The following is a 19162-nucleotide window of genomic DNA, read 5'->3' as shown; positions in this document are numbered from 1 at the left end:
AGGTGCTTCTATGACTCAATGGATGAAAGCATTATCATTATCAAAGCCTGTCATTCAGGCGCCGATGGCAGGCGGCCTGGTCACACCTCGGCTGGCGGCCGCTGTGTCGAATGAAGGCGCACTCGGAAGTCTCGCTTCCGGATATCTCAGTCCGGGTACGCTCGAAAAACAAATCATCGAGATGCAGGAATTGACCAGCAGCGCTTTTCAGGTAAATGTGTTCGTGCCGGAAAAAAGGAAGGCACCGGACGACAAAACGGTTCACACATGGAAAAAGAACATTCCGTTTGCCGAACAGGCGGCTGCTTTTCCTTCAGAAGAGGAAGAGTGGGAGGATTTTCATCAAAAAATAAATCTGATTCTTACATACAATGTAAGAGCCTGTTCATTTACGTTCGGCATCCCGCCTGATGAAAGCATTCATGTATTAAAGGAAAATGGGTGCTGTCTTATCGGAACGGCTACTTCGCCGCAAGAAGCCGTCCTGCTGGAAGAGCACGGAATGGATATCATCGTGCTGCAAGGCAGTGAAGCAGGCGGCCACCGCGGTTCTTTTCTGCCGGTCAGCGGAGAGTCTTCTATTGGCTTAATGTCACTGGTTCCCCAAGCTGCAGACGCTGTTTCAGTACCCGTGATTGCGGCAGGCGGAATTGCAGACCGCCGCGGCGTCCAAGCAGCTCACTGTCTCGGAGCCCAAGGTGTACAGGTCGGGACTCCATTTCTTATGTGTGAGGAAAGTGAAGCCTCTGAAACGTACAGACAGGAATTAAAAGAAGCACATGGAACAGACACACGCCTTACCGCATTGTTTTCGGGAAAGCCTGCAAGGGGTATAGTCAACCAATGGATGAAAGAGCAACAAGCTGAAGAGGCAAATACACTTCCTTATCCATTGCAAAACACGTTAACAAAACCAATGAGAAAACATGCCGCCGCAGCCAAAGATTCCGGTCACATGTCTCTGTGGGCGGGGCAATCAGTCGGAATGCTCAATAGATCCGCTGACGTGAGAACGCTGATAGCTGAGCTTTGCCAATCGTAACGTAACCAACAGAGGTGACAGACGATGAACATTCATCAATATTCTTATAAAAAGAAAGGGAAAATTGAGTTTGTATTTGAAGACTGGCCTCATTCAAAAGTTACAATGGCTCCCATCCAAGGGTATTATTTTGTCCGATGTATCAAGTGGAGCAGCCAAGATCCCATCGTGACGAGAACTGACCTTGAAAAAATGGAATGGGCTGCGAACCAGTATGTCGGCACAGCCCCTTTCTATCGAAAACGAAAAGCATTTGAAACCCCATCGTCCCCAAAATAGACGGTGGGGTTTTTAGCGGGTGATGGGATAGAGAGACGGAATATCAAGCCTGGTCGCTTGTGAAAGGAGATAAGCGGACTGTACGGCTCCTTTTCTTCTGAAGGAATTCAGCTTATCAATAATTTGCTGAGCGTTTAAAATCCCCAAGCCGTGAGCGAAATATTTGTCCTTTTCTAATAAAATCACATTTTCGCCTCTCCACTGCGCTTTCTGCGGATCAAATTCAGGATTTTTAAAATACAAACAGTCTCCAAGAAAAAAGTGATGTCCCGTTTCTGTATATATCGGCAATTTCTCATAATGCCAGTCATACAAAATAATTCTGTCAAAGGCTGCGTCGAATTTTTCTTCTCCGATGGTTTTAAGCAAAGCTAAGTAATAAATCACAACAATTGCCGTCGCGCATTCAAACGCGTAAAACGGGCCGTTTTCTACAATATCCCGAATCGCTTTTGAAGGCGGCATTTTATACTTAAGCTCCAGAGCCCCTTCCGGTGAAACCCGCCAATACGCTGTATTCCCGTATGTTTTTACAAAGGTGGCGAACTTCGCTCCGCTTTTATGCAGCGCTTTTGCCGATTCAACGATATTCATGCGCAAATGAAGCTCAAACATCAGTTCAGCGATCGAATGATAATCAAACTGAACGGGTGTTTCAATCAATTCTTTTAGCAGCGGGTTCAGGTTCTTGTCAATTTGCCAGTTTTCAATGTCTTGGGGACGGAGCCATTGTCCGGATATAATAATCATCTGAAGCCCCCCTTGTTTTTTATAAACTATGCACAAGGCTCGGGCAATGAAAGTTAAAAAACAGAGAAAAAGCCGGAAAGGAAATTTCTTGCGTCTGATTTTAAAAACTTTTTAAAGCAGCCGATATATAGTGTATCAAACCTGAAGGAGAAACTGGATATGAAGACTTTTATCAATTGGCTGACAAAACCGTCAATTTCTAGAAAGCTAATGATTTCATTTGTTGTGATTTTAATTATTCCGATTCTTATATTGGAATTCAGTTCTTACCGCTCAGCAAGCGGAAAACTGGATCAGGAAATCATGGGAAATGCGAAAAATAGTGTCGATTCATTTAATACAACAGTTACAAATGATTTAGGAGCAAAAGCGAAAGGCATCAGCTTTTTCAGTGAATCACTGAGAAGCTCTGCGTTTAAAGGAAAATCCAAACAGGAAGAGCTTAAAGCCAAGTTTTCGCAATATGTTTCTATTAACCAAGACGTAGCCAGAATCTACGCTGGGGCAGAAAACGGCACATATGTACAGGCACCGAAAGAAAAATTACCGGATGGCTACGATCCGAGAAAACGAGCTTGGTACCAGGATGCTATGAAAGCCGGCGGTGACATCATAGTGACCGATCCTTATGTGGCAGCCAATGACGGAAGCATGGTCATAACGATTGCTCAGGAATTGAAGGATGGTTCAGGTGTCGTTGCCATGGATATCACAATTGATAAGCTGTTGGAACAGATGAAACAGATTAAAGTCGGAAAAGAGGGCTATGTTTTCATCGCCACGAAAAACAAAACATATGTCGCCCATCAAAACCATAAGGCTGGTGAAAAGCTGTCAGGCGACTGGGTTGCCAAAATGTATGACAAGGACAGCGGCGAGCTGCAGTATACCCTGAATCATGAAGATAAAAAGATGACATATACGACAAATCAACTGACTGGCTGGAAAATTGCCGGCACCATGTATATGAGTGAAATCAAAGATGCCTCAAAATCTGTTCTCACAACAGGCATGATTGTGCTGATTGCTTCGATACTTATAGGCGGAATATTAATCCTATTTATCGTTGGTTCGATCACAAAACCGTTAAAACGTCTGGTTCAGTCATCAAAAATGATTAGCAGCGGGGATTTGACAGAAACCATCGAAATCCGGTCGAAAGATGAACTGGGAGAGCTTGGCGAAAGCTTCAACGAAATGGGACAATCCTTGCGTTCGCTTATCAGCGCCATTCAAGACTCGGTTAATAATGTTGCCGCATCATCCGAACAGCTGACTGCATCCGCCGGACAAACGAGCAAGGCGACGGAGCATATCACAATGGCAATTGAGCAGTTCTCAAACGGAAACGAAGAGCAAAGCGAAAAAGTGGAATCCAGCTCTCATCAGCTGAACATGATGAATGAAGGGCTCCAGCAAGTCTCACAAACATCATCAGACATTACGAAGGCATCTATTCAATCAACGGAAATCGCGGGTACAGGCGAGAAGTTTGTCCAGCAGACAGTCGGGCAGATGAATTCAATTAATGAGTCTGTTCAGCAGGCTGAAGCAGTGGTGAAAGGCTTAGAAGGAAAATCAAAAGATATCACGAGTATTTTACGAGTCATCAACGGGATTGCTGACCAAACAAACCTGCTAGCATTAAATGCAGCCATTGAAGCGGCGCGGGCCGGGGAATCAGGGAGAGGCTTCTCTGTTGTAGCGGAGGAAGTGCGTAAACTGGCCGTTCAATCTGCAGACTCATCTAAAGAAATCGAGAAACTAATCCAGGAGATCGTAGCAGAAATCGAAACTTCTCTTCACATGTTTAAAGCCGTTAATCAAGAAGTGCAATCGGGATTGGTTGTCACAGACAATACAAAGGAAAGCTTCCAAAGTATTTTCACCATGACAAATGAGATTGCAGACAAATTGCAGACGATGAATACAACCGTAGAACAGCTGTCAGGCCGATCAGAGCATGTATCGGCAGCGGTGAGCGGAATTGCCGATGTTTCAAGAGAAAGCTCGGCAAGCATTCAAGACATTGCCGCATCGGCCGAGGAGCAGCTTGCTTCTATGGAAGAAATCAGTTCATCAGCCACGACCCTGGCGCAGATGGCAGAAGAGCTTCGTGATCTGACGAAAAAATTTAAAATTGAATAAGAGCAAAAAACAGCGCCTATGAAGCGCTGTTTTTTTGTATAAGAAATAATAAAAAAGACCTGTCTAAAACGGTGAGTTTAGAACTATTTTTCATTTTTTCCTTCATTTTCAATGTAAGATAAAGGAATATCAGCCGATATAATTTGTAAATTATTGAAAGAAGGTTCAAGAGGAATGAAAAAAACACTCACCACCATTCGTAGATCATCAATTGCCAGGAGACTCATTATTTCTTTCCTGCTGATCTTAATTGTCCCAATTGCGGCACTATCGGTAAGCGCTTATCAATCAGCCGTTGCATCTCTTGACATACAGATGACGCAAAGCGCAAAGGAAAACGTTCAAATATTAGATAACATTATTGACGGTAAGATCAAAACGACTGAAAAAAGCCTCGCGTTTTTCAGCGACTGGGCGACAGCAGACAAGTTGAAAGACAAGAAAAAAACGGAACTCAAACAAGAATTTAAACAATTTATTCAAATGAATGACAATGTCGCTGCGGTGTTTTCAAGCAGTAAAGACGGGACATTCACACGCTATCCGCACGCAGACATGCCGAGCGACTTTAATGCTTTAGAACGTGACTGGTACACAGAAGCCATGGCTAATAAAGGAAAGACAATTGTGACCGAACCTTACGAATCCATTTCATCAGGAAAAATGGTTGTCACCATTGCACGCCAGACAAAGGACGGATCAGGCGTTGTCGCCATGGATATGAAAATCGATGACCTTGTGGAAACCGCAAAAGAAATCAGTATTGGCAAAGAAGGCTATGCCTTTATCCTCAGCCAAAATAAAGAAGTCATCGCCTACTCCGGTGAAAAAGCGGGAACGCAGTTAGAAGGGGAGTGGATAGACAAACTTTACAAAGACAAAAGTGGTGACTTTGAATATACGCACAAAGGAAAGAAGAAGAAAATGGCGTTCGCCACAAGCGAAACAACAGGCTGGAAAATCAGCGGCACGATGTATGCTGACGAGATCCATGATGCCGCAAGCAAGGTGCTTGTTATGGCATCAGTTGTTCTGGCCATTGCCATTGCAGCCGGAATCACGGCGACCTATTTTGTCATTCGGTCGATTACAAGGCCTTTGAAACGCATCGTTGCGTCAGCTGAAAAAATCAGTAAAGGCGATTTAACAGAAACGATAGAAATCACATCAAAAGACGAACTCGGGGTTCTGAGCCAAAGCTTCAACAATATGGCGCACTCTCTCCGTTCGCTGATCTACGGCATCAAAGATTCTGTAGAACATGTCGCCTCATCGTCAGAAGAGCTGACAGCTTCCGCAGATCAGACAAGCAAGGCCACTGAACACATTACAAAGGCAATCGAACAATTTTCAAACGGAAGCGAAAACCAGAGCGACAGAATCGAGACAACAACAGAACAAATTAACGAAATGAACGACGGACTGGCAGAGCTGGCTCGGGCGGCGGCAGTCATTACAGAAACCTCTGCAGATTCCACCGAAGTGTCAAGCGCAGGGGAAACACTCGTTCAGAGAACAGCCGGCCAAATGAATACGATTGATCATTCTGTGAAAGAAGCGGAGCAGGTGGTCAAAGGCCTGGAAATTAAATCAAAGGATATCACAAATATTTTACGTGTTATCAACGGCATCGCAGATCAAACCAATCTTTTAGCATTAAATGCCGCCATTGAAGCGGCAAGAGCAGGCGAGTACGGACGAGGCTTTTCTGTGGTCGCTGAAGAAGTGAGAAAACTTGCGGTACAGTCGGCAGATTCAGCTAAGGAAATTGAATCGCTGATCAGCGAAATCGTAAAAGAGATCCATACATCATTAAACGTGCTTCAATCTGTAAATAAAGAAGTGGAAACAGGCCTGGTCATGACAGACGAAACAAAACAAAGCTTTAACCATATATCAAAAATGACGAATCAAATTGCCGCAGAACTGCAAAACATGAATGCGACGGTTGAACAGCTGTCGGCGGGTTCTCAGGAAATATCCGCTGCTTCTATAGATATCGCCGCTATCTCTAAAGCAAGTTCGGACGGCATTCAAGATATCGCCGCTTCAGCCGAGGAGCAGCTTGCCTCCATGGAAGAAATCAGCTCATCGGCACAGACGCTTGAAAAAATGTCTGAAGAGCTGCGAGATTTGACAAAACGATTTAAATTGGATGATTAATAGGTCTTAATCACTAATTTTTAATAGGGATTTAGTTATTTTTCTTGAATTTCTTCTTTTTTAATGTATATATTTACCCATTTTCAGCCGATATGAAGGGTAGCATAAAAAAGGAGAAATGAACTGATGAAAAAAATACTCCAACTTATCAAACAGAGATCAATTACACGGAAGCTTCTTGTTTCCTTTCTATCGATTCTCGTCATACCAGTTGCCATATTAGCGGCGATTGCTTATGGATCTGCCAGCAGCTCGCTCGACAGACAGATGATGGGAAGCGCATTAGAAAATGTACAGCAACTAAACGAAATCATTAACACCAGCATCGGAGAAAAAGAAAACAGCGCCGAATACTTCAGCGAATGGCTGACACAAAAGAAATATAAAGCAAAGAGCAATGCCAGCATTGAAGAGAAATTCTCACAATATATTAAAATTAATAAAGACGTAGAATCTATTTATACAAGTGACAAAGACGGGCGCTTTACCCGTTACCCAGATCTGCCGATGCCAAGCGATTATAATCCCGTTGAACGGGACTGGTACAAAAAAGCGGTTGCCAATAATGGCAAAGTCGTCATAACAGATCCATACAAAACAGCATCTACGAACACAATGGTTGTGACGATTGCCCAGCAGACAAAAGACGGATCAGGCGTTATCGCAATCAACATGACGATTGATAACCTGCTGAAAACGACGAAACAAGTGAACATCGGCAAAGAAGGCTATGCTTTTATTATGACGAAAGACAAAAAGGTCGTTGCGCATCCTAATGAGACTTCAGGAACCGAATTGAAAGGCGACTGGCTTGAACAGATGCTGTCTGCCGATAAAGGCGATTTTCAATACAGCATGAACGGCGATAAGAAAAAAATGGCCTTTGATACGAACAAGCTAACGGGATGGAAGATAGGCGGAACGATGTATCTGGACGAGATTCATGATGCGGCTAAGCCTGTACTTCACCTCGCAACAATTGTCCTGATTGCAGCCATTCTCGTCGGTATTATCGTAATGACATTGGTTATTCGATCGATCACGACGCCGCTGAAACAGCTTGTTGGATCTTCAAAACGGATCAGTGAAGGAGATTTAACAGAAACGATTGATATCCGTTCAAAAGATGAACTGGGCGAACTGGGCAAAAGCTTTAACAATATGGCGTCTTCACTTCGCTCTCTCATACACGCCATTCAGGATTCGGTAGACAATGTTGCCGCTTCCTCTGAGGAATTGACGGCATCAGCCGCGCAAACAAGCAAGGCGACCGAGCATATCACATTGGCGATTGAACAATTTTCAAATGGCAATGAAAAACAAAATGAAAACATCGAAACAGCGGCAGAGCATATTTATCAGATGAATGACGGATTGACGAATATGGCTCAAGCCTCTGAAGTCATTACAGATTCATCTGTTCAATCGACAGAAATCGCGAGTGCGGGCGGACAGCTTGTTCATCAGACTGTCGGCCAAATGAACGTGATAGACAAGTCCGTAAAAGAGGCGGAACAAGTTGTTCGCGGATTGGAAACCAAATCAAAAGACATCACAAACATTCTGCGCGTGATTAACGGTATTGCTGACCAGACGAACCTGCTTGCATTAAACGCTGCCATTGAAGCGGCGCGCGCAGGCGAATACGGGCGCGGCTTCTCCGTCGTAGCGGAAGAAGTCAGAAAACTGGCTGTACAGTCCGCTGATTCAGCTAAAGAAATTGAAGCACTCATCATTGAAATTGTGAAAGAAATCAACACATCTCTCGGCATGTTCCAGTCTGTAAACCAAGAGGTGCAAACAGGCCTTGACATCACAGATCAAACAGAGACAAGCTTTAAACGAATCTCTGAAATGACAAACCAGATAGCCGGAGAACTGCAAAACATGAGTGCCACGGTGCAGCAGCTTTCTGCCAGCTCTGAAGAGGTATCGGGAGCGTCTGAGCATATTGCATCGATTTCAAAAGAGAGCTCAGCCCACATTCAAGATATCGCGGCATCAGCCGAAGAGCAGCTTGCTTCTATGGAAGAAATCAGCTCATCAGCAGAAACACTTTCAAGCATGGCTGAAGAGCTTCGCGATATGACAAAACGATTCAAAATCGAATAATTAGTCGAAACACCCAGGCTTCTGCACCTGGGTGTTTTTTTTAGTTTTTTTATTAAAGCTTTTGTCCTAGCTTGACGATATTATTTTTAGCTTAAAGGAGGAATTATCGAGAATGGGAAAATTCATACATTGGATCAAACAGCCATCAATCAGCAAACCGCTTATCGCTGCGTTTCTGACAGTGCTCATTTTGCCGATTGGGGTATTAGCATATTTCAGTTATCAATCAGCTTGGAACGCACTGGACAGGGAACTCACAAATAGTGCAATAGGAAACGTTGAAGAACTCAACAGCACACTTGAAAACAAATTGAATCATAAAGTAAAAGCAATTGATTATTACAGTGAGACGATTGATAAAGACATATTGCAAGGCAAAAACAAAACCTTACTGAATGAAAAATTTAAACAGTACACGACACTAAATGCCGATGTAGGAGCAATCTATGCGGCTTCAGAAAATAAAAAGCTCTACAAATATCCGGAAAGCGGCGTTCCTAAAGGTTTCGATCCGACAGGACGTGACTGGTACAAACAGGCTGTTGCGAAAAAAGGACAGGCTGTATTCTCAGAGCCATATACTGACGAAGCGACAGGGGATATCGTTATTACAATTTCCAAACAATTAAAAGATGGCTCAGGGGTCATAGCGCTTGATTTAAATCTGGATGAAGTGCTGGCAGCTTCTCAGAGAATAAAAATCGGTAAAAACGGCTTTGCATTTATTACAACAGGCAACAAAAAATATATCGCCCATCCGACGATTAAGCCTGGAACAACTGGATCCGGCGACTGGACAAAAGAGGTATATTCAAAAGCAGACGGTTCATTTCAATATACCTTCGAAGGCAAAGAAAAGAAAATGGCATTTACGACAAATAAACTGACGGGATGGAAAATTGCGGGTACGTACTTTGTCAGTGAATTGCAAGATGCTTCAAGTCCGGTACTGAACACTGCCGTTATCATTCTATGTGTGTCCATTGTTATCGGCGGCATACTCATTCTCTTTATTATACGCGCCATCACAAAACCGTTAAGAAAGCTGGTTTCAACCTCTGCGAAAATCAGCAGCGGAGATTTAACGGAAGTGATTGATATTCAGTCGAAAAATGAGTTTGGCCAGCTAGGAGAAAGCTTTAACGAAATGTCTGAATCATTGCGTTCTGTCATCGGTGTTATTCAAACATCTGTAGAAAATGTGGCATCCTCTTCCGAAGAACTGACGGCAAGTGCAGCCCAAACGAGCAAGGCGACTGAACACATTACGCTGGCAATCGAACAGTTTTCAAATGGCAACGAGGCGCAAAGTGAGAAATTGGAAACGAGCTCAGATCATCTTTCTCAAATGAACCATGGCATATCAAAAGTGGCTCAGGCTTCATCAACCATTACGAAGTCTTCGATCCAGTCCTCTGAGGCAGCCGGAAGCGGAGAAAAACTGGTAGAGCACACAGTCGGCCAAATGAAGACAATCGATGAATCCGTTCAAAAAGCGGAAGCGGTTGTCAAAGGGCTTGAAACAAAATCTCAGGACATTACCAGCATCTTAAATGTCATTAACGGCATTGCAGATCAAACGAACTTGTTGGCTCTAAATGCAGCAATTGAGGCAGCCAGAGCCGGAGAATACGGCAGAGGTTTCTCTGTTGTAGCAGAAGAGGTCAGAAAACTTGCTGTGCAATCAGCACATTCTGCGAAGGAAATTGAAGGATTAATTCAAGAGATTGTCAGAGAAATCAGCACATCACTCTCTATGTTCCAATCCGTGAATCATGAAGTTAAAGAAGGCTTGCAAATTACAGACCAAACAGCTGAAAGCTTTAAGCAAATCTACGAGATGACATCGCAAATATCCGGTGAATTGCAAAATCTGAATGCAACGGTTGAACAGCTGTCAGTCGGATCACAGGAAGTATCAAGTGCGGTTGAGGAAATTTCCGAAGTAGCAAAAGAAAGCTCAGCGGGCATTCAAGATATCGCGGCTTCGGCGGAAGAACAGCTTGCGTCTATGGAGGAAATCAGCTCTTCAGCTGAAACATTGGCGAACATGGCGGAAGAACTTCAAGACATTACGAAAAAATTTAAAATTGAATCTTAATAGAAAAAGAAAGCGGCATATCTTTGCTGCTTTCTTTTTTGTTTCTTAGTAAAAACAAAAATAAACAAAAGGTATTCAAAAACAAACAAACATGATATATAATGAAAGCGGATACAAGTAAAAGGGACGGAGGAAGATGAAAATGGTGAAATATGTATGGGATTCAGAACATGCCGCCCAGCTATTAAAGGGTGTTGAAGAATTGGTGTATCGGTCCAATTTAATCGGAGCAGACCGCACTGTATGCAACTGGGGCGGCGGCAATACGTCGATGAAAACAACGGAGAAGGATTTCAGAGGCCGCGAAATAGAAGTGATGTGGGTAAAAGGAAGCGGCTCAGACTTGGCAACAATGAAAGCGCATAACTTTACCGGTCTGAGATTAGATGACATCTGTCCCCTGATCGAAAGAGATCAGATGTCTGATGAAGAAATGGTAGATTACTTGTCTCATTGTATGATAGACAGCAAACATCCCCGCCCTTCCATTGAAACACTCTTACACGCATTTTTGCCATACAATCATGTTGACCATACCCATCCGGATGCGATTATCAGCATTTGCTGCGCTGATAATGGAAAACAAATTGCCGAAGATATTTACGGCAGCCGGTTTGTGTGGGTGCCATACGTTCGCCCGGGATTTACTCTGTCTAAAATGATCGCAGACGGCGTGGCAAACAATCCAAATGCTGAGCTTGTCTTAATGGAAAAACACGGCTTAGTCACTTGGGGAGATACGTCAGAGAAGTGTTATGAGAAAACGATCTCCATTATTCAAGAAGCCGAGCAGTACATTCATGAACGCATCAACCAAAAACAGCGATTCGGCGGAAGGCGATACGAGTCACTGCCAGCAGATAAGCGGAAACAAATTCTGGCGGGTATCATGCCAGTTATCCGAGGAGCTGTAAGCGATGAAAAGCAAATGATCCTCTCCTATGACGATCATGAAGAGGTATTAGAATTTGTAAACAGCGTGCAAGCGCCGGAGCTTTCTCAAATCGGCGCTGCGTGTCCGGATCACCTCGTTCATACAAAGCGTGTCCCGCTGTACATTGAATGGAATCCGGAAACGCAAGATGCACAGGAGCTGGAGGATCTGCTGAAGTCAGGGATCGAGCGCTTCAAAGCAGAGTATCAAGCTTACTTTGCACGCAATCAACAGGAAGGCGATCAAATCTTTGAATCAGCGCCGCGTGTCATCTTGATTCCTGGCATTGGAATGGTCAATACGGGAAAAAGCCTTGCCATGTCAAAAGTAAGCGGTGCTTTATATCAGAGAGCTATTGCTGTAATGAAAGGCTCTACCTCACTCGGACAATTTGTTTCACTAAACGAAAATGAATCCTATCATGTTGAATACTGGCCGCTGGAATTATATAAACTCACGCTGGCCCCGCCGGAAGCAGAATTTTCTCGAAAAGTAGCATTGGTAACAGGTGGAGCCGGCGGAATCGGAAGTGCAGCCTGCCGACGCTTTGCGGCCGAAGGCGGACACGTAATTGCGGCTGACTTGAATATAGAAGGCGCACAAAAAATTGCCGAGGAAATAAACGAAACGTACGGAGAAGGACGCGCAATGGCTGTCAAAATGGATGTGACAAACGAACAAGAGGTACAGTCTGCCTTTGAACAAGCAGCGCTTACCTACGGCGGAATTGACATTGTCGTTAATAATGCCGGGCTGGCAACATCAAGCCCTTTTGACGAAACTAGTCTAAAAGAATGGAATCTCAACATCAATGTATTGGGAACCGGCTATTTCCTCGTGGCCCGCGAAGCGTTTAAGCAAATGAAACAGCAAAACATAGGCGGAAGCATGGTGTTTGTAGGATCAAAAAACGCTGTCTATGCGGGAAAAAACGCTTCAGCCTACAGTTCGGTAAAAGCGCTTGAAACCCATCTGGCACGATGTATTGCGGCAGAAGGAGGAGAATACGGCATTCGAGTAAACTCAGTTTTGCCTGACGCGGTTCTCCAAGGCTCAGCCATTTGGGGATCAAGCTGGCGGGAGGAACGGGCTGCGGCATATGGAATAGAGCAGGATCAACTAGAGGAACATTATCGGAAACGCACGACGCTTTTGGTTAATATTTACCCGCAGGATATTGCCGAATCAATCGCGTTCCTGGCTTCTTCTAAAGCCGAAAAGACGACAGGATGTATGGTTACAGTAGACGGCGGCGTCCCGGCAGCTTTTACGCGTTAGAAGTATGCTATGATATGGGAACCACAAGACGGATATTATTGAGGAAGGACGTTATCGATGTTAGTAGCAGAACGGCAGAAAAAAATAGTCGAACTAGTGAATAAGCGTTTAAGCATCCGCGTATCCGAACTGAGTGACCTATTTTCTGTCACAGAAGAAACGATTCGGCGTGATCTTGAGAAGCTTGAGAAAGAGCATAAGCTGAGCCGCAGCCACGGAGGTGCGGTCAGCATTCAGCAGCAGGAGTCAGAAATTCATTTTTCTGAACGTGAAATTACAAATGTAAAAGAGAAAAAAGCCATTGCTCATGAAGCGGCCAAATATGTAAAAAGCGGTGACCGAATCATTCTCGATGCAAGCACCACTGCATGGTACATGGCGAAAATACTCCCTGATATTGAGCTCACCGTCATTACAAACTCAATGAAGGCAGCCTTTGAACTGAGCAAAAAACAAAAGATATCAGTTATTTCAACCGGCGGTATCTTGCTGACAAAGTCATTATCATTTGCGGGACCGTTAGCTGAGCGTTCACTTGAAACCTATCATGTAAATAAAACCTTTCTGTCCTGCCAAGGGTTTGATATGGAACATGGAATGAGCGACTCAAATGAGTGGCAGGCACTGCTCAAAATACGGATGATTGAAAGGTCTGACCAGACCATTCTGATGGCCGATTCAAGCAAATGGGGGAACCGCGAGTTTTCACATATCGCCTCTTTGCGAGATGTCAGCTGCATCATTACTGATTCTGGACTTGATCCGGTATCGGTAAAAGCACTTGAAGAAAAGAATGTGAAAGTGACAGCCGTCCCCCTTCCTAAAGAAAGGGTGAAAGGATGATATATGCTGCTGTTGATATAGGGGCATCAAGCGGGAGATTCATCATAGGCGAACTCCAGGAAGGAAAGCTTGCGGTACAAGAGATTCACCGATTCGCAAACGGCTTCATGCAAAGAAACGGACATTGCTATTGGGATATTGATCACTTGTTAGAGCAAATCCTGCAAGGGCTGCAAAAGGTGAAAGCCCTTGGCTATGACTGCTGCACCGTCGGCATTGATACATGGGCCGTTGATTACGTCTTGCTGGATGAGAAAGGCAGCCGCTTACGAGAAGTCATATCATACCGGGATAAAAGAACAGAGAACACAATGGAAAAGCTTACGCAAACGGTATCAAAAGAAACAATCTATCAAAAAACAGGCATTCAATTTCTGCCTTTTAACACGATCTATCAATTATATGAAGAAGACCAAGAGCTGCTGAGAAAAACAGCGCAGATTTTAATGGTGCCGGATTATTTAGGCTATTGCTTAACCGGCAAAGCAGCAGCAGAAATCACAAATGTGTCCACGACACAGCTCTTAAACCCCTCAACAGGAAAGTTTGATCCCGAATTGCTCAAAGCCGTGTCTGTTAAGGCACAGCAATTTCCGCCGCTGACTGAACCGGGACAGGAGCTCGGCATGCTAAGAAATGAATGGTTTCCAGCCTATGATCTGCCGGCTTGCAGGGTGATTACCGTCGCAACGCATGATACTGCTTCAGCTGTCCTCGCCGCACCAGGTATAAACAATGATTGGGCGTATATCAGCAGCGGAACATGGTCGCTAATCGGAATGGAGAACGAAACACCGATTATAAATGAACTCGCATTGAAAAACAATTATACAAATGAACGCGGCGCAAACAACACCATTCGTTTCTTGAAAAACATCATTGGCATGTGGGTGATACAAGAAATTCGAAGACAATTACGAGAAGATTACAATTTTCAGCAACTGGCAGAAGAAGCCGGAAAAACAAAACCGTTTCAGCAGTTTATCAACTTAAATGATGATCGTTTTCTGAATCCGGATGACATGATAAAGGAAATACAACATTATTGCAGAGAAACCTTCCAACAGATTCCTCACACAGCAGGCGAGCTTGCCTGCTGTATCTACAGCAATTTAGCCATCATCTATGCGATAGCCATCTCAGAACTAGAAACCATTACAGGGAAAAACATTCAACAGCTTCATATTATCGGAGGAGGCGCCCAAAACGACTTCTTAAATCAATTAACCGCTGATATGAGCGGAAAAACGGTATACGCCGGACCTGCTGAGGCGACAGCCATCGGAAATCTGCTGATGCAAATGATTGCCGCCAAAGAAATAAAGGACGTAAACCAGGCCCGCAAGACCGTCAGAAACTCCTTTCCACTTAAAGTGTTTCTGCCTAAAGATGCTGACAGAAGCGCCATCCTTCAGTCCTATCATCAAACTGTTTTGAAAGCGTTATCTAAATAAAAAGAGGTGATCAGCTTGAAAAGAAAAGCGAGTATCATGTTCGTCCATAAAGATAAATTCAAGGAATACAAACAGCGGCATGATGACATTTGGCCAGAAATGGCAGACGCGCTTAAAGCCCATGGGGCGCATCACTATTCTATTTTTTTAGACGAAGAGACAGGCCGGTTATTTGCTTATTTAGAGATAGAGGATGAGGAAAAGTGGAGGAACATGGCGGAAACAGAGGTGTGCCGCAGATGGTGGAAATCAATGGCGCCATTAATGAAAACAAACGCCGATGACAGTCCCGTTTCAATCGATCTGAAGGAAGTCTTTTATTTCGAATAAAAGGGAGAGAGCCGTATGACGATAAAAGCGAATTATGACAGCGCAAAACAAGAATATGAAAAATGGGGAATTGATGTTGAAGCTGTGTTCAGGCAATTGCAGCAAGTTCCGATCTCAATCCACTGCTGGCAAGGTGACGACATTGAAGGGTTTGAAGTTAATAAGGGTAAGCTTTCCGGCGGAATTGACGTGACAGGCAATTATCCCGGAAAAGCGCAAACCCCGGAAGAACTAAGAAGAGATCTGGAGAAAGCTCTATCTCTCATTCCTGGAAATCATCGGGTCAATCTGCACGCAATATACGCAGAAACAAACGGAGAAGTTGTAGAACGTGATCAGCTAAAGCCGCATCACTTTGAAAATTGGGTGAAGTGGGCGAAGGGTCTTGGTATCGGATTAGATTTCAATCCGACACTGTTTTCACATGAGAAAGCGGATGACGGGCTTACACTCGCACACCCTGATCCCTCCATCCGGGAGTTTTGGATTCATCACTGCATCGCGTGCCGCCGCATCGGAGCGTATTTCGGCAAAGAATTAGGCACGCCTTGCTTGACGAATATTTGGATTCCGGACGGCTATAAGGATATTCCGAGTGACAGGCTGACGCCGCGCAAAAGATTAAAGGAATCATTGGATCGGATATTCCAAGAGGAAATCAGTGAAGACTACAATGTCGATTCGGTCGAGAGCAAGCTGTTCGGACTTGGATCAGAGTCATATGTCGTCGGGTCTCATGAGTTTTATTTGGCCTATGCTTTAACGAACCATAAGTTATGCTTGCTCGATACAGGACATTTTCACCCGACAGAAACGGTATCAAACAAGATCTCGGCGATGCTGCTTTACACAGACAAACTCGCCTTGCACGTATCCCGCCCCGTTCGCTGGGACAGTGACCATGTCGTGATGTTAGACGATGAATTGAGAGAAATCGCCCTTGAAATCGTCCGTAACCAGGCATTAGAGAAAGTCGCCATCGGTCTGGACTTTTTCGATGCCAGCATTAACCGTGTCGCCGCCTGGACTATTGGAACGAGAAATATGATAAAAGCTTTAATGTACGCTTTGCTTCTCCCGAATAACCATTTAAAACAATTGCAAGAAGAGGGGCGCTTTACAGAAAGGCTGGCGCTGATGGAGGAATTTAAAACCTATCCTTTCGGTGCCATCTGGGATTATTACTGTGAGCAAATGGGAGTGCCGGTAAAAGAGGCTTGGCTCAATGATATCAAAGAATATGAACAAAACGTGCTTTTCAAAAGGCAGGCATCCTCACCGATTATTTAAAAAAAAACGCCCGCGTGCAACATGCCGCGGGCGTTTTTTTAGGCTTGATCAGCAGGGTAGACAATCCCCATTTGTTTTCTTGCTTCTTCCATGATTTTCGCAGTGATCAAGGAGCGTTCATATGTATTTTCTTCAGATTCCTGCTTCTTCTCTTTCACGAGTGAAACAAATTCAGCCGCTTCGTAAAACATTGCCGGTTTAGGATCAGAGAGCGAAATGTTTTCCAGACGGCCGTCGCGATAGCGAATTTCCACTCGTTCAGGACGATGGATCGTATCCAACACAATTGTCCCGTCCTCTCCTTGGATTTCAGCAGGCGCGTAGGAAGTTGAGATTTTAGAATGCATCAGTACGGCCTCAAACCCGTCATATGAGAGAATGACGGTGCCTTCTCCATCAACGCCGGAAGATAAAGTGTAGCCGTTCGCTTTCACGGCTTTCGGCTCTCCAAACAGCACAACGGCAGGGTAAATACAATAGATGCCGATATCCATCAATGAGCCGTTAGACAGCTCAGGCTGAAACGCGTTCAAAACAGTTCCGTTTCTATACGCATCATATCTTGAAGAGTACTGACAGTAGCTTGCGGTAAATCTGCGGATTGAGCCGATTTTATGGAAGTGTTTTTTCAGCTCTTTAAAATTAGGCAGGAATGTGGTCTTCATTGCTTCCATGAGGACAACTCCATTCGCTTTAGCGGCTGAAATCATCTCTTCTGTTTCTCTGGCATTTGAAGCAAGCGGTTTCTCGCATAGCACATGTTTGCCATGATTCATAAAGAGGATCGCCTGCTCCTTGTGAAGAGCATTCGGGCTGGCGAGATATACAGCATCAAAGTCATCGCTTGCCGCCATTTTCTGAAGATCTGAGAAGGCATGTGCAGCCCCATGCCGAGCAGCAAACTCAGCAGCGCGCTCAGGCGTTCTTGAATAAACGGCTGTAAGATGAAAATCTTCAATTTCTGAAGCTGCTTCTAGAAAGCGGTCTGTAATCCAGTTGGTTCCTACTATTGCAAATCGTATCACGCATATCGCTCCTTTTGTATGATATAGCTAAATTATAGCTTAAAAAGGAGTAACCCACATGATAGATTACATCATATTTTTTTAGATAAGGAAGTTTTTCCAGCAATTAGCGGTTTTTATTTTTCATTATAGGTACGATAGTGTACAATTTACTTAAACTATGTATGACGGAGGAACGATAGTGGAGACGTTGCAAACATGGAGCGGCAGATTCAAGCGTTTTTTCTTGGACAACAAGTTTGTTCTATTTCTGCTTGTGCTGCTGCTGATTGGTTTAAATATTCTCGTATTTACAAAAACATCATTTATTTTCACCCCGATCATTGTTCTGCTCAAAACGATATCGCTTCCGATTATTTTAACAGGCATTGTTTTCTATCTGTTAAACCCTGTCGTTGATTTCCTTGAGAGAAGAAGAATCAGAAGAGTCTATTCCATTGTGCTGTTATATCTGTTGATTATCGGGCTGATCACGATTACGATTGTATCCATCATCCCCTTTTTAAAAGAACAAATTATGAGCTTGATTGACAACATCCCGAGATATGTGGATGTTGTTGAGAATCAGACAAAAGAGCTGATCGGAAGTAACTTTGTGAATCAGGCGCAGCAAACGATGAACATTAATATATCTGATCTCGCGACAAAGGTGTCAGATCAGGCAGCGACGATTGTAAACAGCACCTTTACCGGCGTTGGGAATTTTATCGGCGCCCTAACTGAGATTATCATTTCGATCGTGACAGTTCCATTTATTCTTTTCTATCTGTTAAAGGACGGAAAGAAATTGCCGATCTACATACTGAAGTTTGTACCGACACAATTAAAAGAACAAACATACACGGTATTAAGCGAAATGAATCATCGGCTGAGTTCTTATATCAGAGGACAGGTCATTGTCAGCTTCTGCATTGGATTTTTGCTGTTTATCGGCTATTTGATCATCGGACTGGATTACGCTTCATTACTTGCCGTTATTGCGGCTTGTACAAGCATCGTGCCGTATTTAGGACCGACAATCGCCATTACGCCTGCGATTATTATCGCTATTGTGACATCGCCTCTGATGCTGCTCAAGCTCGTGATCGTTTGGACGATTGTTCAGCTTATTGAAGGGAAACTGATCTCCCCGCAAATTATGGGGAAAAACCTTCATATCCATCCAATCACCATTATTTTTCTGCTGTTAACTGCCGGCAAGCTGTTTGGTGTTATTGGAATTATTCTTGCCATTCCGGGTTATGCGGTTACCAAAGTCATTACGACACATTTATTTGACTGGTTTAAAATGCAGTCGCATCTATACGATGAAGAAAAAAATGAAAATGCAAAGAGTCATAAAGCATAAATTTCATTTATAGTTATATAAGACGGGCTTTCCATTTATGGAAGGCTCCCGTTATGTAAAAAATA

Annotated in this window: 14 protein-coding genes; 12 read left to right on the top strand and 2 right to left on the bottom strand. The window is 43.9% G+C overall.

The genetic code is table 11. The features are described 5' to 3' along the window. Positions 1-10: 10 nt before the first annotated feature. Positions 11-1042 (top strand): nitronate monooxygenase, encoded by a 1032-nt coding sequence (locus NSU16_RS15355; protein ID WP_339191408.1) that lies wholly within the window; start codon positions 11-13, stop codon positions 1040-1042. Positions 1043-1066: 24 nt separating this feature from the next. Then, positions 1067-1321 (top strand): hypothetical protein, encoded by a 255-nt coding sequence (locus NSU16_RS15350; protein ID WP_010331643.1) that lies wholly within the window; start codon positions 1067-1069, stop codon positions 1319-1321. A 12-nt stretch (positions 1322-1333) separates the two neighbouring features. Here the strand turns inward: NSU16_RS15350 and NSU16_RS15345 are convergent, their stop codons facing one another. Then, complete coding sequence (locus NSU16_RS15345; protein WP_010331642.1) at positions 1334-2071, bottom strand: protein-glutamine gamma-glutamyltransferase; 738 nt, start codon at positions 2069-2071, stop codon at positions 1334-1336. A gap of 159 nt (positions 2072-2230) precedes the next feature. On the opposite strand from NSU16_RS15345, the gene NSU16_RS15340 reads away from it, so the two are divergent. The 9 genes from NSU16_RS15340 (at position 2231) to rhaA (ending at position 16724) form a co-directional block, all read left to right on the top strand. Next, a complete protein-coding gene (locus NSU16_RS15340) occupies positions 2231-4219 on the top strand; it encodes a methyl-accepting chemotaxis protein (protein WP_168748621.1) in 1989 nt (662 codons plus the stop codon). A 174-nt stretch (positions 4220-4393) separates the two neighbouring features. Continuing rightward, on the top strand, positions 4394-6382 hold the full coding sequence (locus NSU16_RS15335) for a methyl-accepting chemotaxis protein (RefSeq protein ID WP_286058055.1): 1989 nt from the start codon (positions 4394-4396) through the stop codon (positions 6380-6382). A 126-nt stretch (positions 6383-6508) separates the two neighbouring features. Beyond that, positions 6509-8494, top strand: a complete 1986-nt coding sequence (mcpA, locus tag NSU16_RS15330; RefSeq protein ID WP_339191406.1) for a methyl-accepting chemotaxis protein — start codon at positions 6509-6511, stop codon at positions 8492-8494. Between the two features lie 112 nt (positions 8495-8606). Next, positions 8607-10595, top strand: a complete 1989-nt coding sequence (tlpB, locus tag NSU16_RS15325; protein ID WP_268448476.1) for a methyl-accepting chemotaxis protein TlpB — start codon at positions 8607-8609, stop codon at positions 10593-10595. 142 nt (positions 10596-10737) lie between these two features. Next, positions 10738-12807 (top strand): bifunctional aldolase/short-chain dehydrogenase, encoded by a 2070-nt coding sequence (locus NSU16_RS15320; RefSeq protein WP_339191403.1) that lies wholly within the window; start codon positions 10738-10740, stop codon positions 12805-12807. Between the two features lie 57 nt (positions 12808-12864). Continuing rightward, on the top strand, positions 12865-13650 hold the full coding sequence (locus NSU16_RS15315) for a DeoR/GlpR family DNA-binding transcription regulator (RefSeq protein ID WP_339191401.1): 786 nt from the start codon (positions 12865-12867) through the stop codon (positions 13648-13650). Next, complete coding sequence (gene rhaB / locus NSU16_RS15310) at positions 13647-15104, top strand: rhamnulokinase (RefSeq protein WP_339191399.1); 1458 nt, start codon at positions 13647-13649, stop codon at positions 15102-15104. Before NSU16_RS15315 ends, rhaB begins: the two co-directional genes overlap by 4 nt. Positions 15105-15119: 15 nt before the next feature. Next, entirely contained in the window at positions 15120-15434 is a 315-nt protein-coding gene (gene rhaM / locus NSU16_RS15305; protein ID WP_339191397.1) for an L-rhamnose mutarotase, read from the top strand. Positions 15435-15449: 15 nt separating this feature from the next. Further along, on the top strand, positions 15450-16724 hold the full coding sequence (gene rhaA / locus NSU16_RS15300) for an L-rhamnose isomerase (RefSeq protein WP_339191396.1): 1275 nt from the start codon (positions 15450-15452) through the stop codon (positions 16722-16724). A 38-nt stretch (positions 16725-16762) separates the two neighbouring features. On the opposite strand, the gene NSU16_RS15295 is transcribed toward rhaA, so the two are convergent. Continuing rightward, entirely contained in the window at positions 16763-17749 is a 987-nt protein-coding gene (locus NSU16_RS15295; RefSeq protein WP_268448483.1) for a Gfo/Idh/MocA family oxidoreductase, read from the bottom strand. 181 nt (positions 17750-17930) lie between these two features. On the opposite strand from NSU16_RS15295, the gene NSU16_RS15290 reads away from it, so the two are divergent. Beyond that, positions 17931-19097, top strand: coding sequence for an AI-2E family transporter (locus NSU16_RS15290; RefSeq protein WP_010331631.1), 1167 nt, complete (start codon positions 17931-17933; stop codon positions 19095-19097). Positions 19098-19162 lie beyond the last annotated feature (65 nt).

Source organism: Bacillus sp. FSL K6-1003 (assembly GCF_037964945.1).
Lineage (GTDB): Bacteria > Bacillota > Bacilli > Bacillales > Bacillaceae > Bacillus > Bacillus mojavensis.
The sequence above is the reverse complement of the archived record's forward strand: the minus strand, read 5'-3'. Positions and strand labels throughout refer to the sequence as shown.

Coding starts and splice junctions, on each gene's coding strand:
- NSU16_RS15355 (WP_339191408.1), top strand. CDS start 11: ATGACTCAATGGATGAAAGCATTATCATTATCAAAGCCTGTCATTCAG.
- NSU16_RS15350 (WP_010331643.1), top strand. CDS start 1,067: ATGAACATTCATCAATATTCTTATAAAAAGAAAGGGAAAATTGAGTTT.
- NSU16_RS15345 (WP_010331642.1), bottom strand. CDS start 2,071: ATGATTATTATATCCGGACAATGGCTCCGTCCCCAAGACATTGAAAAC.
- NSU16_RS15340 (WP_168748621.1), top strand. CDS start 2,231: ATGAAGACTTTTATCAATTGGCTGACAAAACCGTCAATTTCTAGAAAG.
- NSU16_RS15335 (WP_286058055.1), top strand. CDS start 4,394: ATGAAAAAAACACTCACCACCATTCGTAGATCATCAATTGCCAGGAGA.
- mcpA (WP_339191406.1), top strand. CDS start 6,509: ATGAAAAAAATACTCCAACTTATCAAACAGAGATCAATTACACGGAAG.
- tlpB (WP_268448476.1), top strand. CDS start 8,607: ATGGGAAAATTCATACATTGGATCAAACAGCCATCAATCAGCAAACCG.
- NSU16_RS15320 (WP_339191403.1), top strand. CDS start 10,738: ATGGTGAAATATGTATGGGATTCAGAACATGCCGCCCAGCTATTAAAG.
- NSU16_RS15315 (WP_339191401.1), top strand. CDS start 12,865: ATGTTAGTAGCAGAACGGCAGAAAAAAATAGTCGAACTAGTGAATAAG.
- rhaB (WP_339191399.1), top strand. CDS start 13,647: ATGATATATGCTGCTGTTGATATAGGGGCATCAAGCGGGAGATTCATC.
- rhaA (WP_339191396.1), top strand. CDS start 15,450: ATGACGATAAAAGCGAATTATGACAGCGCAAAACAAGAATATGAAAAA.